The sequence below is a fragment of the Streptomyces sp. Xyl84 genome (assembly GCF_059731885.1).
Window position 1 is genome coordinate 2580687 of sequence record NZ_AP029182.1, and the last position, 16025, is coordinate 2596711.

The following is a 16025-nucleotide window of genomic DNA, read 5'->3' on the forward strand; positions in this document are numbered from 1 at the left end:
GCGGGAGCGCACGGAAGGGCGGGGCCTCACGGCGAGGGGGAGAACAGGGCGACGCGCGCGCCGGGGGCGGGCGTCAGCAACAGTGGATGTCGGCCACACAGAGGGCGGTCACACCGAGGAGCGCCCTCTCGATGGGGGCGCTGCCGGCAGCGTGACGGGACCACATGCGCAGAAATATGAACGACCGTTCGGCGCATTGTCAACATGATCCGCGGGCCGCTCACCGGGCCCGGCGTCAACTCTTCGGATACGGCCAGGAGTTCGGCAGACAGTGGATTCCGTCATGGTCCAGGAACTTGGTCTGCTGCTGCATGACCGGAGCCAGCTCGCCGTCCTTCTGGCAGCTGACGTGGTTGTGGCCGAGGCGGTGACCGACCTCGTGGTTGATCAGCATCTGCCGGTAGGCGTACATCCGGTCGCCGAAGGTCTTCGCGCCCTGTGCCCACCGGTAGGCGTTGATCATCACGCGCGGGGTGGCGGCCGAGTCGCAGGAGACGTTGTCCTCGGTGGTGTCCAGGCCCGACTTGGCGCACCAGGCGGCCGTGGTGCCGGGGCTGGCGAGCGTGATCACGAAGTCGCTCGCACCGGAGGAGACGCGCTCGAAGGTGCGTGCCCCGTCGTGCGCCCAGCTGCGGTCGTCGTTGAGGGTCTTCTGCACGGCGTCGGCGAAGAGCCGGGCGTCGAGGCCGAGGCCCTGTTCCACGTCGACCCGGTAGGTGTACTTCCGCCCCCGGCCCGGTGCCTCGGCGGAGCCCGGGACCACGTCGAACCTGCCCGGGCCCTTGAGGGTGGGGCTCAGTTCGTACTTCAGGTTCATCTTCTGCTCGTACGTCAGCGTCTTCACGCCGGGTGAGGGGGACGGGCTCGTCCGGCCGCCGGGGCCCGCGACGGAACGGGCGCCGCTGTCCTCGCCGGTGGCCGCCTGCGTCCGCGTCCCGGTCCCGGAGCGGTCGTCGCCGACCTGTCCGGCCACGATGACGGCGAGCACGGTGGTGACGGCGGCGGCCGCGATACCGGTGAAGGTACGGCCCTTGGCGCTCCTGCCCCCGGCGGGCGCGCCGGGGCCCGCGGGCGGCGCGGCGCCGTCCAGGTCTCCGGGAACGGCGCCCCCACCGGAGCGGCCGGCCCGCTCGGCCGGTGCGGTCGCCGGTGCCGAAGGCGCCGCCGGGGGGCGCGCGGCGCGGCGGGAGCGCGGGACGAAGGCGTCCGCGCTCTCGTCGAACGCGTCGAGGTAGTCCTGCCGGGGGCCGTCGGCGGGCGGCGCCTGCCGCTGCCGCGGGATGGGCACGGTGGGACCGGCGGGGCCGGTGCCGCCCGGAGCGGGGGTGCCTTGCGCGGACGCGGGACGGGCCGGGGCGTCGTGGCCGGACGGGCCGTCCTGGCCGGACGGCCGGCCGGGGCCGGCGGCTGCCGGCCGTCCCCCTCCCGTGCCGCCCGCCGCCGCGGACCGCGCCCTGAACTCCCCCCAGCCGCCCCCGCTTTCCCGCTGCTCGGGATGACCGCCGCGGGCCTGCGGTACACCGCGCGCGGGGGTGCCGTCCGACAGCCGGGGCACGCCGTGCGCGGGCGTACCGCCGGGGAAGTGAGGGCCGCTGCCGTACGCCGAGGGTGCCGCCGGGGCGCCCTGTGCGGGCGGACCGCCGCGGCGCTCGCGGCCTGCGTCTGCCCGCGCCGCCCCCCACGCGTCCGGGGTGCGTGCCGCCCCCGGGGCACCCGCTGTCGTCCCCTCTGCTCCCGCTGTGCCCGTCGTCTCCGTCGTTCGCGCGCTGTCGCCCTTCGGGGCGGGGCCGCGGCGGCTGTGGCGTCCCACGTGGTCCGTCAGCCTCCCAAGCCCGCGTCGCGGGCGCCCTCGTCGGCCCCCGCACCGCATTCTTCCGTACCGGATGTCCGGGCACCCGGTGCTTCCGCGCCGGATCCCTCCGGCCTGTCCGGCACCCCCGGCCCTCCCGCGTCCGCGAGCAGCTCCCGGAACGCGGTCGCCACCGTCTCCGGGTACTCCATCATCGCCACGTGCCCGGCGTCGGGCAGGGTGACCAGGCGGGAGTCACGGAAGGCGCGCGCCGCGCGCCGTGCCATGCGGTAGCCGACCAGCTGGTCCCGGCCGCCGTAGACCAGCAGCGTGGGGGCGAGGACCCGCTCGGCCTGGCGCCACAGACCGTGCTGCCCGCCCAGGGTGTACGCGTCGACGATACCGCGCGCGGAACGCGTCATCGCGTCCCAGAAGTACGGCAGTTGAAGCCGCCGCTCCATCTCCTCGACCGCGTTGCGGAACCCCTCCGGGGTGACCCGCTCCGGGTCGCCGTAGCACAGGGCCATGACACCGCGGACCCGCTGCTCCGCCGTCCAGTCCCGGGTGAGCCGGGTGAACAGCGCGGTGACGCCCGGCAGCGCGAGCATTCCGGTCGGCAGGGCGGAGCGCTGGACCCGCAGTTCGGGCAGCGCGGGGGAGATCAGCGTGAGCGTACGGACGAGGTCGGGGCGCAGCGCGGCGACGCGCGTCGAGACGGCGCCGCCCAGCGAGTTGCCGAGGAGGTGGACCGGCTCGCCGCCCGAGGCGTCCAGGTGGCGGATCACCGCGCGCGCGTGGGCGGTGACCGAGTAGTTGCCGTCGTCCGGGGGCGGGGAGTCGCCGAAGCCCGGCAGGTCGAGCGCCTCGCCGTCGACGTCGCCGGCCAGGAGCGCCATCAGCGCCGACCAGTTCTGCGAGGAGCCGCCGAGTCCGTGGACGTACAGGGCGCGGGGCAGGCCCTCGCGCGCGGGGGGCCGGGAGCGCACCGTCAGGGTGATTCCCGGCAGTTCGACCGAGCGCAGCCGCTCCCCCTCCTCGACCCCGGCGGGCCCCACCCTGGGAAGTACGTTGGCGGGCGGCACGGCGGGCAGCTCGGTCGAAGACATGCGGCAATGTTACGAGACGATCACGCCGCGATTTGTGTGTTCGCCGTCACAGCAGCCCCCTGCCGCCCCGCCCGCCCCACGCACCGCACACCAGGTGAACGCCCCGCCCGCCGCACCGCGGTACGGACGCGCACCGCATGGCATCCGGATCGGGTGTCTCCTACCCTCTTACAGAGGGCACCCGCATGCAGCCCCTGCTTCTTCCAGGGACACACGAGGACATTCGCAGGGACGTTCACAGGAAGGGAGCCCCACCATGGCATTCGACCCCACCGATCCCGAGACGTTCGAGGACGAGGCCACCGAGAACGGCACGGAGATCGACGTCGAGGCCCCCGAGGACGACGCCGCCGAGCAGCAGGCCGACATCGCACCGGACCGCGACGACCCCCTGACGGGCGTGGACCCCGCCCGGGCGAACGAAGCCGATCTCGCCGAGCAGGCACGGGTCGTGTCCCTCGACGAGGACGACTACCGGTGACGGTGCCGGACAGCCGCTGAGCAGCGGCGGCGATCTCCTATGCCCGGACTCGACCTGTTGGAAACCCTCTGTGCCGGTTTCTTCACCGTCCGGTCCGTGAAATTCTGCGCTCGCACCGCGCACAGTACGGTTACCGAAAAGTACGATGGCGGCGCGGCGCACACCGCACAGGGACGACTTTGGGAGGCGGCGTGACAGCCATCGAGCAGACAGAGGCGGCGCGCCCGCGAGGCACGCGCCTGCCGCGCCGTGCCCGGCGGAACCAGCTGCTGGGCGCCGCCCAGGAAGTCTTCGTGGCGCAGGGCTACCACGCCGCCGCCATGGACGACATCGCCGAGCGCGCCGGCGTCAGCAAGCCGGTGCTGTACCAGCACTTCCCGGGCAAGCTCGACCTCTACCTGGCGCTGCTGGACCAGCACTGCGAGGCGCTGATCCAGTCCGTGCGCGGCGCGCTGGCGTCGACGACCGACAACAAGCAGCGCGTGCGGGCGACGATGGACGCCTACTTCGCCTACGTCGAGGACGACGGCGGTGCCTTCCGGCTGGTCTTCGAGTCGGACCTGACGAACGAGCCCGCGGTGCGCGAGCGCGTCGACAAGGTCACCACCGAGTGCGCCGAGGCGATCTGCGACGTCATCGCCGAGGACACCGGCCTCTCCCGCGCGGAGTCGATGCTGCTCGCCTCCGGGCTGGGCGGCCTCGCGCAGGTGGTGGCCCGCTCCTGGCTGCACAGCGACCGCAGCGTCCCGCGCGACCAGGCGGTCCAGCTGCTGACCTCCCTGGCCTGGCGCGGCATCGCGGGCTTCCCGCTGCACGGCATCGAGCAGCACCACTGAGCACCGCGGCCGGCGCCGCCCCGAGCGGCATCGTCGGCCGGTACCGCCGAGCAGCGCGCGGGAGCACCGAGCCGGTCGTTTGTTCCCGCCCGCTGTTCGCTCCTGGCGTTCTCCGGCGGAGCATGTCCCTCCCCTCACCGGGCTAATGTGTGCTGGGTACGGCGCGGAAGGCCGCGCACTTCACTGACCGTCGGAGGGACATAGCCGTGGAGGTCAAGATCGGCGTGCAGCACGCGCCCCGCGAGATCGTTCTGGAGAGCGGTCAGAGCCCCGAGGAGGTCGAGCGGGCGGTGGCCGAGGCTCTGGCCGGCAAGTCGCAGCTGCTGACCCTCGTGGACGAGCACGGTCGCAAGGTGCTGGTCCCGGCCGAGCGTCTCGCGTACGTCGAGCTGGGCGAGCCGGCTCCGCGCAAGGTGGGCTTCGGGGCCCTGTAGGCGCGGACGACAGGTGGGGCCCGGCGGTCGGTGACCGCCGGGCCCCACGTGCGTCCACCTGCTGTCCCTCGCGTCGCCGCGCGCGCCGCGCGAGGGCTTCACCGGCCGCCGCGCGGGGGCTTCACAGGCCACGCACGAACAGCCCACAGGGGAGGGTTGCATTTCGCAGGTCAGGGGTATGACGGGGCTACGACCGCCAGCACCGGCCGACCGTGTGGGAGGGAACCGTGATGTTCTTGGAGGCCTTCGGCTCCGCCGTGCTCGGCCTGCTGCTCGGCTGGGCCGCCCTGCGCCGTCTGTCGCACCGGCTGCCGTCCCGCCTCCTGGTGCTGTCGACCGGCGCCGGGGGCGCCCTCCTCGGAGACTTCGTCACGCACAGCGCGCTGGGCTCCGCCCCCGTGGTGTCGAGCCTGGCCGGAGCGGCGGTCGTCTCGGCCGCCTCTCTCTCCCTGCTGCTGCGCCCGGCCGGCCGCCTGCGCCGACGATCCCTGACGGCGTGAGCCGGCCCCCGGCCGCGTGAGCCGACGCCGGGTGCCGGCCGCGTTGGCGTAAGCCGGCTCCCGACGCCGTAAGCCGGTCCCCGACGCCGTAAGCCGGTCCCCGACGCCGTACAACCGCCCCCCACCCCGTGGCCGCCGAGTAAGACGGCAGCCCTCACCGCGCAGGACGCTCCCCGCCGCACGACCGGCGTCCTCGCCTCCGCGAGCCCGCGGGTCCCGCGAAAAGGCGGCCCGGCAGCCGAGGGCCACCGGACCGCCGCACGCCCGCCCCGGGGCCGCGCTACGCGGCCAGACCCAGCGCGGCCATCCGCTTGGTGTGCGCCTCCGTGATGCGGGTGAACATCCGGCCGACCTCGGCGAGGTCGAAGCCGTCCGCCACACCGCCGACGAGCATCGTGGACAGCGCGTCGCGGTCGGCGACGACCCGCTGCGACTGCGACAGGGCCTCGCCCATCAGCCGCCGCGCCCACAGCGCGAGCCTGCCTCCCACGCGCGGGTCCGCGTCGATCGCCGCGCGCACCTTCTCGACCGCGAAACCGGCGTGCCCGGTGTCGTCGAGGACGGCCAGCACCAGCTCGCGGGTGTCGGAGTCCAGCCGGGCCGCGACCTCCCGGTAGAAGTCACTGGCGATCGAGTCGCCCACGTACGCCTTGACGAGCCCTTCCAGCCAGTCCGAGGGCGCAGTCTGCCGGTGGAAGCCGTCGAGCGCGGCGACGAAGGGGTCCATCGCCGCGGTGGGCTCCGCGCCGATCTCCGTGAGCCGGTCGCGCAGCCGCTCGAAGTGGTGGAACTCGGCCGAGGCCATCTTCGCCAGCTCTGCCTTGTCCGCGAGGGTGGGCGCCAGCTTGGCGTCCTCCGCGAGCCGTTCGAACGCCGCTAGCTCCCCGTAGGCGAGCGCGCCGAGCAGGTCCACGACGGCGGCGCGGTACTGCGGGTCGGCGGCGGCCGTCGCCCAGTCCTGGGCGGCGATCCCGGTGCGTTCGGCGGGTGCGTCGGAGGCCTGGTCAGGCTTGTCAGAGCTGGTCATGAAGCGCACAATAGCCCGCTCGCGGGGCCCCGGAGAGACCTTGCCGATCAGTGTGACGACGACTACGTGACCAAATCGGCCATCGCGTGTGCGCGATTCCGGGGTATGGTGGTAATGCGCCTGCTGGGCACGCCGGGTCTCCCGGCGCAATCCGACAGGCCGCACGCATGAGGATGCCCGGTCGGTGGCCCGATCGGCTCCGACCCGACAGCCCTCCCTGACCGTACGGCACTGTGCGTACGACGATCGGAGGGACACCCTCAGCGGTACGAGCGCTGGACCTGCCCGTGGGCAGGTCCGCAGAGCGTCGGCAGAGGTCCCGTGCCACTACGGCCGGCCTGAGCGGTTCGCCCGTACGGCCGCCGACGTCCCCGGCACGGTCCGACACGACCCCCGCGCTCGCCTCGCACCGCACACACAGAAGAGGCAGCACCCTGACTACGACGTTCCGAGAGCTCGGAATCCTTCCCGAGACCGCCGAGGCCCTGGAGGCCGTCGGCATCATCAACCCCTTCCCCATCCAGGAGATGACGCTCCCCGTGGCCCTGTCGGGCACGGACGTCATCGGCCAGGCCAAGACCGGCACCGGCAAGACGCTGGGCTTCGGCCTCCCGCTCCTCGAGCGCGTCACCGTCCCCGCCGACGTCGAGGCCGGACGCGCCACCCCTGAAGCCCTCACCGATGCCCCGCAGGCCCTCGTCGTCGTCCCCACGCGCGAGCTGTGCGTCCAGGTCACCAACGACCTGCTGACCGCCGGCAAGGTGCGCAACGTGCGGGTCCTCGCGATCTACGGCGGCCGGGCCTACGAGCCCCAGGTCGAGGCCCTGAAGAAGGGCGTCGACGTGGTCGTCGGCACCCCGGGCCGCCTGCTGGACCTGGCCGGCCAGAAGAAGCTCGACCTCAAGCACGTCAGGGCGCTCGTCCTGGACGAGGCCGACGAGATGCTCGACCTGGGCTTCCTGCCCGACGTCGAGAAGATCATCGGCATGCTGCCGGCCAAGCGGCAGACCATGCTGTTCTCGGCGACCATGCCGGGCGCGGTCATCGGTCTGGCCCGCCGCTACATGTCCCGGCCCACGCACATCCGCGCCACCGCGCCGGACGACGAGGGCGTGACGGTCGCGAACATCAAGCAGTTCGTCTACCGCGCGCACAACATGGACAAGCCGGAGATGGTCGCCCGCATACTGCAGTCCGAGGGCCGCGGACTGGCGATGATCTTCTGCCGGACCAAGCGCACGGCCGCGGACATCGCCGAGCAGCTCCAGCGCCGCGGTTTCGCCTCCGGCGCGGTCCACGGCGACCTGGGCCAGGGCGCCCGCGAGCAGGCGCTGCGCGCCTTCCGCAACGGCAAGGTCGACGTCCTCGTCTGCACCGACGTCGCCGCGCGCGGCATCGACGTCGAGGGCGTCACGCACGTCATCAACTACCAGTCCCCCGAGGACGAGAAGACGTACCTGCACCGGGTCGGCCGTACCGGCCGCGCGGGCGCCAAGGGTACGGCGATCACCCTCGTCGACTGGGACGACATCCCGCGCTGGCAGCTGATCAACAAGGCGCTGGAGCTGGACTTCAACGACCCGGTGGAGACGTACTCGAGCTCCCCGCACCTGTTCTCCGACCTCGGCATCCCCGAGGGCACGAGGGGCACCCTGCCGCGCTCGGAGCGCACCCGCGCCGGACTGGCCGCGGAGGAGCTGGAGGACCTCGGCGAGACCGGTGGTCGCGGTGCCCGCGGGCGTGGCGGCCGGGGCGGTCGCCCCGAGGGACGGTCCGCCGACCACGAGCGCGAGCGCGAGCGGGACCGCGAGCGTCCCGAGCGCACCCCGCGCCGCCGGCGCCGTACACGCAATGGCGCGCCCATCGACCCGGCTGCGCCCGCCGCCGCTGCGCCCGCCGTGGCCACGCCGGCCGAGCCGGCGTCCACGGAGGAGGCCGCCGGCCCCCGCACCCCGCGCCGCCGACGGCGCACCCGTGCCGGTGCGCACGCGCAGCAGGCGGCGCCCGCGGCGGTGACGGCCACCGAGCCGGTGACCTCCTCGTCCGTGGTCACGGCGCAGCCCGCCGAGGCACCGGTGACGGAGGCGCCCGCCCCGGACACCGCGCAGGCCGCCGCGGCCGTGGAAGCGGTCGAGGCCGTGGAGAAGCCGCGCCGCCGCCGCACCCGCAGGGCCGCCGAGCCCACGGCGGCGACGGCGGTGACCGCGTCCGAGGCCGCGCCCGCCGAGGCTGTCACGGCCGTGCCCGAGGCCGGTGCCGAGGCGGCCGCCCCGGCTCCCCGCCGCCGTACCCGCAAGGCGGCCACCGCCGAGGTGACCCCCGAGACGGTGACCGACACCGCCGAGGCGGCGCCCGCCGAGGCCAAGCCCAAGCGCACCCGCAAGACCGCCGCCCCCAAGGCGACCGCCGCCGACACGACGGAAGCCCCCGAGGCCGAGGCCAAGCCCAAGCGCGCCCCGCGCAAGAAGGCCACCACCGCCGAGGTGACGCCCGAGACGGTGACCGACACCGCCGAAGGCACCCTCGCGGAGGCCAAGCCCAAGCGCGCCCCGCGCAAGAAGGCCGCCACCGCCGAGGCGCCCCCCGAGACGGTGACCGACACCGCCGAGGCCGCGCCCGCCGAGGCCAAGCCGAAGCGCACCCGCAAGAAGGCCACCGCCGCCGAGGCGACCCCCGAGACGGTGACCGACACCGCCGAAGGCACCCTCGCGGAGGCCAAGCCCAAGCGCGCCCCGCGCAAGAAGGCCGCCACCGCCGAGACGACCCCCGAGACGGTGACCGACACCGCCGAGGCCGCGCCCGCCGAGGCCAAGCCCAAGCGCACCCGCAAGACCGCCGCCCCCAAGGCGACCGCCGCCGACACGACGGAAGCCCCCGAGGCCGAGGCCAAGCCCAAGCGCGCCACCCGCAAGAAGGCCACCGCCGCGCAGGCACCGGAAGCCGCCGAGGCCGGGGAGGCGGAGGCCAAGCCGCGCCGCCGTGCCCGTAAGGCCGCCGGGACCGCCGACACCGCCGGGGCGGAGATCCCGGCGCAGGCGACCGGCGAGCCGGAGGCCGCACCGCGCCGCAGGGCCCGCAAGACGGCCGCGGCCGTGGAGTCCGCGGAGGCGTAGCCGACGGGCGTGCGGCAACGCGCCCCTCGTTCGACGACGGCCCGGTCCACCTCGTGTGGGCCGGGCCGTCGTCGTTCCCGGCGTCCGGGCCCGGCCCGCACAGGGGCCTGGCCGGACGCCCCGCACGAGGCGGAGCGGCCGCCTCGTCCCGCGCCCGATAACCTCACCGCATGAGCAGGCCTGCGACCTTCGTCCCGCCGCCCGGTGCCCGCGGCTACCGGCTGCGGACCGCGCGCGGTGAGTTCGCCGTCGTCGACGCGCCCGCGGCGGCCGGTGCCGAGCCCAGGGGCACGGCGCTGCTGCTGCCCGGCTTCACCGGCAGCAAGGAGGACTTCAACCCGCTGCACGCACCGCTGGCCGCGCGCGGGTACCGGACCGTGGCCGTGGACGGGCGCGGGCAGTTCGAGTCGGACGGGCCCGAGGACGACGAGTCCGCCTACGCGCAGGAGCAGCTCGCCCGGGACGTCCTCGCCCAGGCCGCCGCGCTCGGTACGCCGCTGCACCTGGTCGGGCACTCCCTCGGCGGCCACATCGCCCGCGCGGCCGTGCTGCTCGACCCTTCCCCGTTCGTCTCGCTCACCCTCATGTCGTCCGGACCGGCACAGGTCTCCCTCGCGCAGCAGCAGCGCGTGAAGCTGCTGCACGACGCGCTCGCGGTGATGTCGATGGCCGAGGTGTGGGAGGTCATCCGGTCGATGGAGCGTCCCGCGGCGGCGCCCGGGGAAGGGAACGGATTCCTCGCGGCGTCCGCGGAGGGCCACGGCTCCCTCGCGGCGGACCTCGACCCGGCCGCCGACGACCGGGAGGACCTGCGCCGTCGCTGGCTGGGCACCAAGCCCGCGCAGCTCCTCGCCACCGGCCGCCTGCTGTGCACGGAACCGGACCGGACCGCCGCTCTCGCCGCCGTCGCGCTGCCGTTCCATGTGCTCTCGGGCGCCCGGGACGACGCCTGGCCGGTGCCGCTGCTGGACGAGATGGCCGTACGGCTGGGGGCCCGGCGCACGGTCGTCGAGGGCGCCGAGCACTCCCCCAACTGCGACCGGCCGCTCGCCACCGCCCGCGCGCTCGCCGACTTCTGGGACGGCACGGGCCGGTAGGCGCGTCCTGCGTCAGTACTGCGCCTGGAGGTGGTCCCAGAAGCCGTCCCGCAGGGCGCGCCGCAGGTCGGCCTGGCCGCGCAGCGAGTACTGGAGCAGACCTTCGGCCTCGACCAGCAGGTCCTGGTCCACCGAGCCGGGCAGGTAGGGATGGCCGGGGAGGAGTTCGGCGAGGCTGTCCCGGCCGCGGGCCCCGAGCCACTTCGCGGCGATCTGCGCGCCGACGAAGCGGACGTCCTCACGGCTCGGCCGGGCGGTGCCGGCGGGGTCGTACGTCACCGCCGTGCGCCGGGAGACGTAGGGCTTGAAGAAGTCGAGGTCGAGGGTGCGCTGGCTGTCGACCTCCCACAGCAGCGGTTCGGCCTGGTTGCGGCCCTCGGGGGCCTCGATGCCCCACAGGTGGACCCGCGCGCCGTAGCCCTGGGCGGCCTCCACGGCGGAGACCAGGTCCTCGTCGCCGCCGAGCAGGGCGGCGTCGCTGATGGCGCGGTGCCGGGCCAGGGACTCCAGGTCCGAGCGGATGAGGGAGTCGACGCCCTTCTGCTGGTTGTTGGCGTTGAGGTTGCCGAGACGGACCTTGACGTCGGGCAGCTCGGCGATGGTCTGCTGCTCGGCGGTGTGGATGCGGCGCCGGGCGCCGTCGTACCAGTACACGCGCAGCAGCCGGCTGTCGGCGAAGATCGTGCGGGCGCGGTCGATCAGCGCGTCGATGAGGCCCTCCGCGTCCAGGTCGAAGGCGCGGCGGTCCTCGGTGCCGGCCACGAGGCGGCCCGCGGCGGCGTAGAGGTACCCGGCGTCGACGAAGATCGCGTGCGTCGAGGGTGTCTTGGCCACCTCGGCGAGCATGCGTTCCAGCAGCTCGTTCGTGCGGTCGATGCGGGCGGCGAGCGCCGCGCGGTCCTCGTTCATGGCCTCGTTCATCGGGTCCATTGTCCTGGTGGTCACGCTGCGAACACAACCGGTCCCGGTCGGTCGTTCGAATGTCCCTGACGCGTCAGTAATTAGGCGGTCGAAAATTTTCTTTAGCGTAGGGAATGTTCGTCACGGGGAACTCGTTGACTACATACGGAGCACGGGGCGCCGTAGCCACGTGCACCATCCATCTCACAGTAATTCTCCGCAGGAGGATGACCAGACGAAGGGAGAAGCCCGTGCGCTTCGAGATCATGCGACTCGACGAGGTCGACGGCACCACCGTGGACAGCACCGTCGTGGACGCCGCCTCCGTCAATCGGATCGTTCAGCAGGCCGCGGCCGTAGGCCAGCGCCTCTGGATCCGCCCGGCCGACACCCCGGCCTCGTAACACCGGGCCGGTTTTCACACTTCGGAGCCCCCGCACGGCACGCATGAGCGTGCCGCGGCGGGGGCTCCGTCCGTCGGTGCGGCCCGCCGCGGCGGGCCGGGGCGGGCCGAGGCGGGGCGGGCCGGGGCGGTCAGGCGCCCCGGACGACCTGGGTGATGCCGTTGATGATCTGCTGGACGGCGATCGCGGAGAGCATCATGCCCGCCAGCCGCGTCACCAGGACCACGCCGCCGTCCTTGATCACCCGGATGATCAGCAGCGAGTAGCGCATGACCAGCCACAGCACGACGTGGATCGCGAGGATCGCCGACCACACCGAGATCTGGCCGCCGAAGCCGTCCGCCTTCTGCACGGCGAGGATGACGGACACGATCGCGCCGGGGCCCGCCAGCAGCGGCATGCCCAGCGGGACCAGGGCGACGTTGACGTCCTTGGTCGCCTTGGGCTCGTCGGTCTTGCCGGTGAGCAGGTCCAGCGCGATCAGCAGCAGGAGCAGCCCGCCCGCGATCATCAGCGCGGGGACGGAGACGTGCAGGTAGTCGAGGATCTGGTGGCCGAGCACACCGAACACGGCGATGACACCGCCGGCCACGCAGACGGCCTGGAAGGCCATCCGCTTCTGGATCTTGGCGGGGCGTCCGGCGGTCAGCGCGAGGAAGATCGGGGTGATCCCGGGGGGATCCATGATGACAAAAAGGGTGAGGAACAGGGAGCCGAAGACGGCAGCGTCGAACATCGTCTGAACAGGCCTTGCGTACGTGCGGAGAGGGGGAGGGAAAAAGGCAGGGGTGGGTGCGGGAGCGCCCGGAGAGCCGGAGAGGGGCCAGAGGGTGGCAGGGGCCGTCAGGCCGCGCCCGCGCCCGCGTCCGTGCGGCTTCCGCCGGCGCCCGGCACCGGGAACGCGCCGGTCGCCCGCCGCGTGATCTCCCCGTACACGTCGGGGTCGGTGGTGAACTCGCCCAGGGAGATGGTCTTGCGGCTGCCGTGGTAGTCGCTGGAGCCGGTGACCAGCAGTCCCAGTTCCTTCGCCAGGCCGCGCAGCCGGGCCCGGGTGTCCGGGTCGTGGTCCATGTGGTCGGCCTCGATGCCGTCGAGACCGGCGGCGGCCAGCTCGGCGATGGCGGACTCCGGGACCGTACGGCCGCGCTTGGCCGCGGCCGGGTGGGCGAAGACGCAGACCCCGCCGGCGCCCTTGACCAGGCGGATCGCCTCGAACGGGTCCGTCTCGTGCTTGGCGACCCAGGCCCGGCCGCCGTCGGCCAGCCACTGGCCGGTGAAGGCGTCGCTCACGGTCGGTACGACGCCCAGCTCCACGAGCGCGGAGGCGACGTGCGGCCGCCCGACCGAGCCGTCGCCGGCGATCCGCGCGACCTGCTCCCAGGAGACCGGGACGCCCAGCGCGTTCAGCTTGGCGACCATGCCCTTGGCACGGGGCACCCGGTCGTCGCGGACCAGCTCCCGCTCGGCGAGCAGGGCGGGCTCCTCGGGGTCGAAGAGGTAGGCCAGCAGGTGCATGCTGACGCCGTCGAGCCGGCAGGACAGCTCGGCGCCGGTGACCAGGGTGAGTCCCTCGGGGAGCGCGGCGATGGCCTCCGCGTGCCCGCGCGTGGTGTCGTGGTCGGTCAGCGCGACGACGTCCAGTCCGGCCGCGGCGGCGCCCAGCACCAGCTCGGCCGGGGTGTCCGTGCCGTCGGAAGCGGTGGAGTGGGTGTGCAGGTCGATACGCACGACACGGACTCCAGGCGACGGGACGGAAAGGGACACTCAAGGATAACGGGAGACAAGGGATGCCTTGTCACACCCGCCGACCCGTTCCGCCCCCTACAGATTCCGCCTGGGGGCGCCGGCAGCCGCGGAGCGCGCCCGCCCGCGGCTGGAGCGGCCGCGGAGCAGCGCGGTCCGCTCACGGCGGGAGCGACCGCGGGGGACGGTCCGCCCACGGCTCGGGCCGCCCCCGGCCGCGGCGGTCCGGCGCACGGTCCGCCCGCGGCCGCGGCAGCCGCAGGGCGCGGACGGCTTACGGCCGCAGCAGCCGTGGCGCACCCTCCGCCTACGGCTGGAGCAGTCGCGGCGACAGTGCCCCGCACGGCACCAGGTCGATCTCGGCGCCCGCGTCCCGCAGGTCGGCCAGGACCAGTTCGTCGTACATCAGCAGGCCCGACTGCTCGGGCCAGACGACCGCCCACAGCCACAGCCCGCGGGCCTCGCCCGCGAAGACGGCGCGGTCGACCGGGGCACCGGAGACGTGCCACAGCGGGGTCGGGCGGCCCGCGGCCAGCACCTTCGCGTCCGGCGGCTTCTCGACGTTCAGGCAGGGGCCGGGGTCGGGGCCCTCGATGCCGGCGTAGCGGGCGCCGAGTCCGACGCCGAGTTCCTCGGCGACCAGGATCAGCTCCCCCATGCCGCCCAGCGGGCCGGGACCCGAGCAGGCCACGGCGCTCGCGCGGCCGCCGCTGCGGTCGTCACCCGCGCCGGCCACGCCCGTGAAGAGCCAGCCGACGGGGAGCGGCCACGGCATCCACACGGGCACCTGGGTGCGGTGCACCACGACGCCGAGCCCCTCGACGCTGGGCGGGGTCACGGGCTGCACCGGATACACCGTCCCGTGGACAGCGCACTGCCAGGTGTCGCTGAAGAGTCCGGGAGCCCTGACCCGGCCACCGCACTTCGGGCAACTGGGTTCGCCCCTCATAGGGCCCCACGCTCCTACCCGGACCGCGCCGCGTCAAGGACGATCACCCGTCCGGAGGGAACGGCCCCGCCGGAGACCAACTAGATGCATCTTGCATTAATTAGCCGCGCTAACTTACTATGTGCATACGCCAACCATATGGCCGCCCCATCATCTCGTCCCCCCCGTTATCTTTTTCGCGGTCCTGCAAGAGGGCCGCTGGCCTCCGGGCCCGGCATGACTGTTGCCCCCTGTCGATCGGATGACCTGGGGGGTGGTGTCACCGGGTCCGAGGGGTGCCGTCGGAGACGCTGATCAGAGGTCCGACCACCGTCCTGCCGGGCGCAATGCCCGGCCGCTCGCGGGCGGCAGGTCTGCATAACGTGGCTGCGCGAGAACGGCTCCCGACCCTGGGGCCGGCACGCATCGACGCATGTGGGGGCACGGTGATCAGCATCGACGGGGTGGACGTCTTCCTGGGCCTGGACGTCGGCAAGCAGACGCATCACGGACACGGTCTGACCCCGGCCGGGAAGACGGTCTTCGACAAGGCGTTGCCGAACAGCGAACCAAAGCTGCGGGCCGTCTTCGACAAGCTCAAGACCAAGTTCGGCACCGTCCTGGTGGTCGTGGACCAGCCCGCCTCCATCGGCGCCCTGCCGCTGACCGTCGCCCGGGACACCGGCTGCCAGGTCGCCTACCTGCCCGGCCTGGCAATGCGCAGGATCGCCGACCTCTACCCCGGCGAGGCCAAGACCGACGCGAAGGACGCCGCCGTCATCGCGGACGCCGCCCGCACCATGCCCCACACCCTGCGCACCCTCGACCTGACCGACGAGGCCACCGCCGAGCTGACCATGCTGGTCGGCTTCGACCAGGACCTCGCCGGCGAGGCCAACCGCACCTCCAACCGCATCCGCGGCCTGCTCACCCAGTTCCACCCCAGCCTCGAACGCGTCCTCGGCCCCCGCCTGGACCACCAGGCCGTCACCTGGCTCCTCGAGCGCTACGGATCCCCGCAGGCCCTGCGCAAGGCAGGCCGCCGCAGGCTGGTCGAGATCGTCCGTCCGAGGGCACCGCGGATGGCCGAGCGGCTGGTCGACGACATCTTCACCGCACTCGACGAACAGACCGTCACCGTCCCCGGCACCGGCACTCTCGACGTGATCGTCCCGTCGCTGGCGAAGTCGCTGGCCGCCGTCCACGAACAACGCCGGGCCCTTCAGGCCAGGATCGAAGCCCTGCTGGAGGCCCACCCTCTTTCCGAGGTCCTGACGTCGATGCCCGGCATCGGAGTCAGGACCGCCGCAGTCCTCCTGACCACCGTCGGTGACGGCAGCAGCTTTCCCACCGCCGCCCACCTGGCCTCCTACGCCGGCCTCGCCCCGGCAACCCGGCAGTCCGGCACGTCGATCCATGGTGAACACGCCCCCAGAGGCGGGAACCGGCAGCTGAAACGGGCGATGTTCCTCTCCGCGTTCGCAGCCCTCCACGATCCCGCCTCCCGCACCTACTACGACCGCTGCCGAGCCCGCGGCAAGACCCACACCCAGGCCCTCCTCCGCCTCGCCCGCCACCGCATCAGCGTCCTGTTCGCCATGCTCCGCGACGGAACCTTCTACGAACCGAGGAACCCTCGACTCGCTTGACGAAAGACATAGAGGCAC

At 73.6% G+C, this 16025-nt stretch carries 16 protein-coding genes; 8 read left to right on the forward strand and 8 right to left on the reverse strand.

What is annotated here, in order from left to right:
* Window positions 1-73: 73 nt before the first annotated feature.
* From AC6I72_RS10945 to AC6I72_RS10955, 3 genes are all read right to left on the reverse strand, one after another.
* Window positions 74-166, reverse strand: coding sequence for an Ms4533A family Cys-rich leader peptide (locus AC6I72_RS10945; protein WP_498000611.1), 93 nt, complete (start codon window positions 164-166; stop codon window positions 74-76).
* A 69-nt stretch (window positions 167-235) separates the two neighbouring features.
* Complete coding sequence (locus tag AC6I72_RS10950; protein WP_498000612.1) at window positions 236-1810, reverse strand: DUF3152 domain-containing protein; 1575 nt, start codon at window positions 1808-1810, stop codon at window positions 236-238.
* A gap of 8 nt (window positions 1811-1818) precedes the next feature.
* Window positions 1819-2895, reverse strand: coding sequence for an alpha/beta fold hydrolase (locus tag AC6I72_RS10955; protein WP_498000613.1), 1077 nt, complete (start codon window positions 2893-2895; stop codon window positions 1819-1821).
* 256 nt (window positions 2896-3151) lie between these two features.
* On the opposite strand from AC6I72_RS10955, the gene AC6I72_RS10960 reads away from it, so the two are divergent.
* From AC6I72_RS10960 to AC6I72_RS10975, 4 genes are all read left to right on the forward strand, one after another.
* Window positions 3152-3376: an Rv3202a family protein gene (locus AC6I72_RS10960; RefSeq protein ID WP_498000614.1), complete on the forward strand. Its 225-nt coding sequence runs from the start codon at window positions 3152-3154 to the stop codon at window positions 3374-3376.
* Window positions 3377-3567: 191 nt separating this feature from the next.
* Entirely contained in the window at window positions 3568-4212 is a 645-nt protein-coding gene (locus AC6I72_RS10965; protein WP_037852071.1) for a TetR/AcrR family transcriptional regulator, read from the forward strand.
* Between the two features lie 206 nt (window positions 4213-4418).
* A complete protein-coding gene (locus AC6I72_RS10970) occupies window positions 4419-4646 on the forward strand; it encodes a DUF3107 domain-containing protein (RefSeq protein ID WP_037852073.1) in 228 nt (75 codons plus the stop codon).
* A gap of 230 nt (window positions 4647-4876) precedes the next feature.
* On the forward strand, window positions 4877-5146 hold the full coding sequence (locus tag AC6I72_RS10975; protein ID WP_498000615.1) for a hypothetical protein: 270 nt from the start codon (window positions 4877-4879) through the stop codon (window positions 5144-5146).
* A gap of 280 nt (window positions 5147-5426) precedes the next feature.
* Here the strand turns inward: AC6I72_RS10975 and AC6I72_RS10980 are convergent, their stop codons facing one another.
* The gene (locus AC6I72_RS10980) at window positions 5427-6173 is read right to left on the reverse strand and encodes a ferritin-like fold-containing protein (protein WP_037852246.1); all 747 of its coding nucleotides are present in this window, start codon (window positions 6171-6173) and stop codon (window positions 5427-5429) included.
* Between the two features lie 527 nt (window positions 6174-6700).
* Here AC6I72_RS10980 and AC6I72_RS10985 point away from each other — a divergent pair.
* Together AC6I72_RS10985 and AC6I72_RS10990 are read left to right on the forward strand one after the other, a co-directional pair.
* Window positions 6701-9286 carry a DEAD/DEAH box helicase gene (locus AC6I72_RS10985; RefSeq protein WP_498000616.1) on the forward strand — a complete coding sequence of 862 codons (2586 nt, stop codon included), beginning with the start codon at window positions 6701-6703 and terminating at the stop codon, window positions 9284-9286.
* A gap of 170 nt (window positions 9287-9456) precedes the next feature.
* A complete protein-coding gene (locus AC6I72_RS10990; protein WP_498000617.1) occupies window positions 9457-10383 on the forward strand; it encodes an alpha/beta fold hydrolase in 927 nt (308 codons plus the stop codon).
* 12 nt (window positions 10384-10395) lie between these two features.
* On the opposite strand, the gene AC6I72_RS10995 is transcribed toward AC6I72_RS10990, so the two are convergent.
* A complete protein-coding gene (locus AC6I72_RS10995) occupies window positions 10396-11304 on the reverse strand; it encodes an NYN domain-containing protein (RefSeq protein WP_498004646.1) in 909 nt (302 codons plus the stop codon).
* Between the two features lie 230 nt (window positions 11305-11534).
* On the opposite strand from AC6I72_RS10995, the gene AC6I72_RS11000 reads away from it, so the two are divergent.
* On the forward strand, window positions 11535-11687 hold the full coding sequence (locus AC6I72_RS11000; RefSeq protein ID WP_173860878.1) for a DUF8834 family protein: 153 nt from the start codon (window positions 11535-11537) through the stop codon (window positions 11685-11687).
* A 130-nt stretch (window positions 11688-11817) separates the two neighbouring features.
* Here the strand turns inward: AC6I72_RS11000 and AC6I72_RS11005 are convergent, their stop codons facing one another.
* From AC6I72_RS11005 to AC6I72_RS11015, 3 genes are all read right to left on the reverse strand, one after another.
* Complete coding sequence (locus AC6I72_RS11005) at window positions 11818-12423, reverse strand: MarC family protein (protein WP_498000618.1); 606 nt, start codon at window positions 12421-12423, stop codon at window positions 11818-11820.
* Window positions 12424-12530: 107 nt separating this feature from the next.
* Window positions 12531-13415 carry a PHP domain-containing protein gene (locus AC6I72_RS11010; protein ID WP_498000619.1) on the reverse strand — a complete coding sequence of 295 codons (885 nt, stop codon included), beginning with the start codon at window positions 13413-13415 and terminating at the stop codon, window positions 12531-12533.
* Between the two features lie 322 nt (window positions 13416-13737).
* Window positions 13738-14379, reverse strand: a complete 642-nt coding sequence (locus AC6I72_RS11015; protein WP_498000620.1) for a DUF6758 family protein — start codon at window positions 14377-14379, stop codon at window positions 13738-13740.
* Between the two features lie 425 nt (window positions 14380-14804).
* Here AC6I72_RS11015 and AC6I72_RS11020 point away from each other — a divergent pair, with 425 nt between their 5' ends.
* Entirely contained in the window at window positions 14805-16007 is a 1203-nt protein-coding gene (locus AC6I72_RS11020; RefSeq protein WP_497999502.1) for an IS110 family RNA-guided transposase, read from the forward strand.
* Window positions 16008-16025 lie beyond the last annotated feature (18 nt).

Coding starts and splice junctions, on each gene's coding strand:
- AC6I72_RS10975 (WP_498000615.1), top strand. CDS start 4,877: ATGTTCTTGGAGGCCTTCGGCTCCGCCGTGCTCGGCCTGCTGCTCGGC.
- AC6I72_RS10985 (WP_498000616.1), top strand. CDS start 6,701: ATGACGCTCCCCGTGGCCCTGTCGGGCACGGACGTCATCGGCCAGGCC.
- AC6I72_RS11005 (WP_498000618.1), bottom strand. CDS start 12,423: ATGTTCGACGCTGCCGTCTTCGGCTCCCTGTTCCTCACCCTTTTTGTC.
- AC6I72_RS10955 (WP_498000613.1), bottom strand. CDS start 2,895: ATGTCTTCGACCGAGCTGCCCGCCGTGCCGCCCGCCAACGTACTTCCC.
- AC6I72_RS10990 (WP_498000617.1), top strand. CDS start 9,457: ATGAGCAGGCCTGCGACCTTCGTCCCGCCGCCCGGTGCCCGCGGCTAC.
- AC6I72_RS10980 (WP_037852246.1), bottom strand. CDS start 6,173: ATGACCAGCTCTGACAAGCCTGACCAGGCCTCCGACGCACCCGCCGAA.
- AC6I72_RS10945 (WP_498000611.1), bottom strand. CDS start 166: ATGTGGTCCCGTCACGCTGCCGGCAGCGCCCCCATCGAGAGGGCGCTC.
- AC6I72_RS11015 (WP_498000620.1), bottom strand. CDS start 14,379: ATGAGGGGCGAACCCAGTTGCCCGAAGTGCGGTGGCCGGGTCAGGGCT.
- AC6I72_RS10995 (WP_498004646.1), bottom strand. CDS start 11,304: ATGAACGAGGCCATGAACGAGGACCGCGCGGCGCTCGCCGCCCGCATC.
- AC6I72_RS10960 (WP_498000614.1), top strand. CDS start 3,152: ATGGCATTCGACCCCACCGATCCCGAGACGTTCGAGGACGAGGCCACC.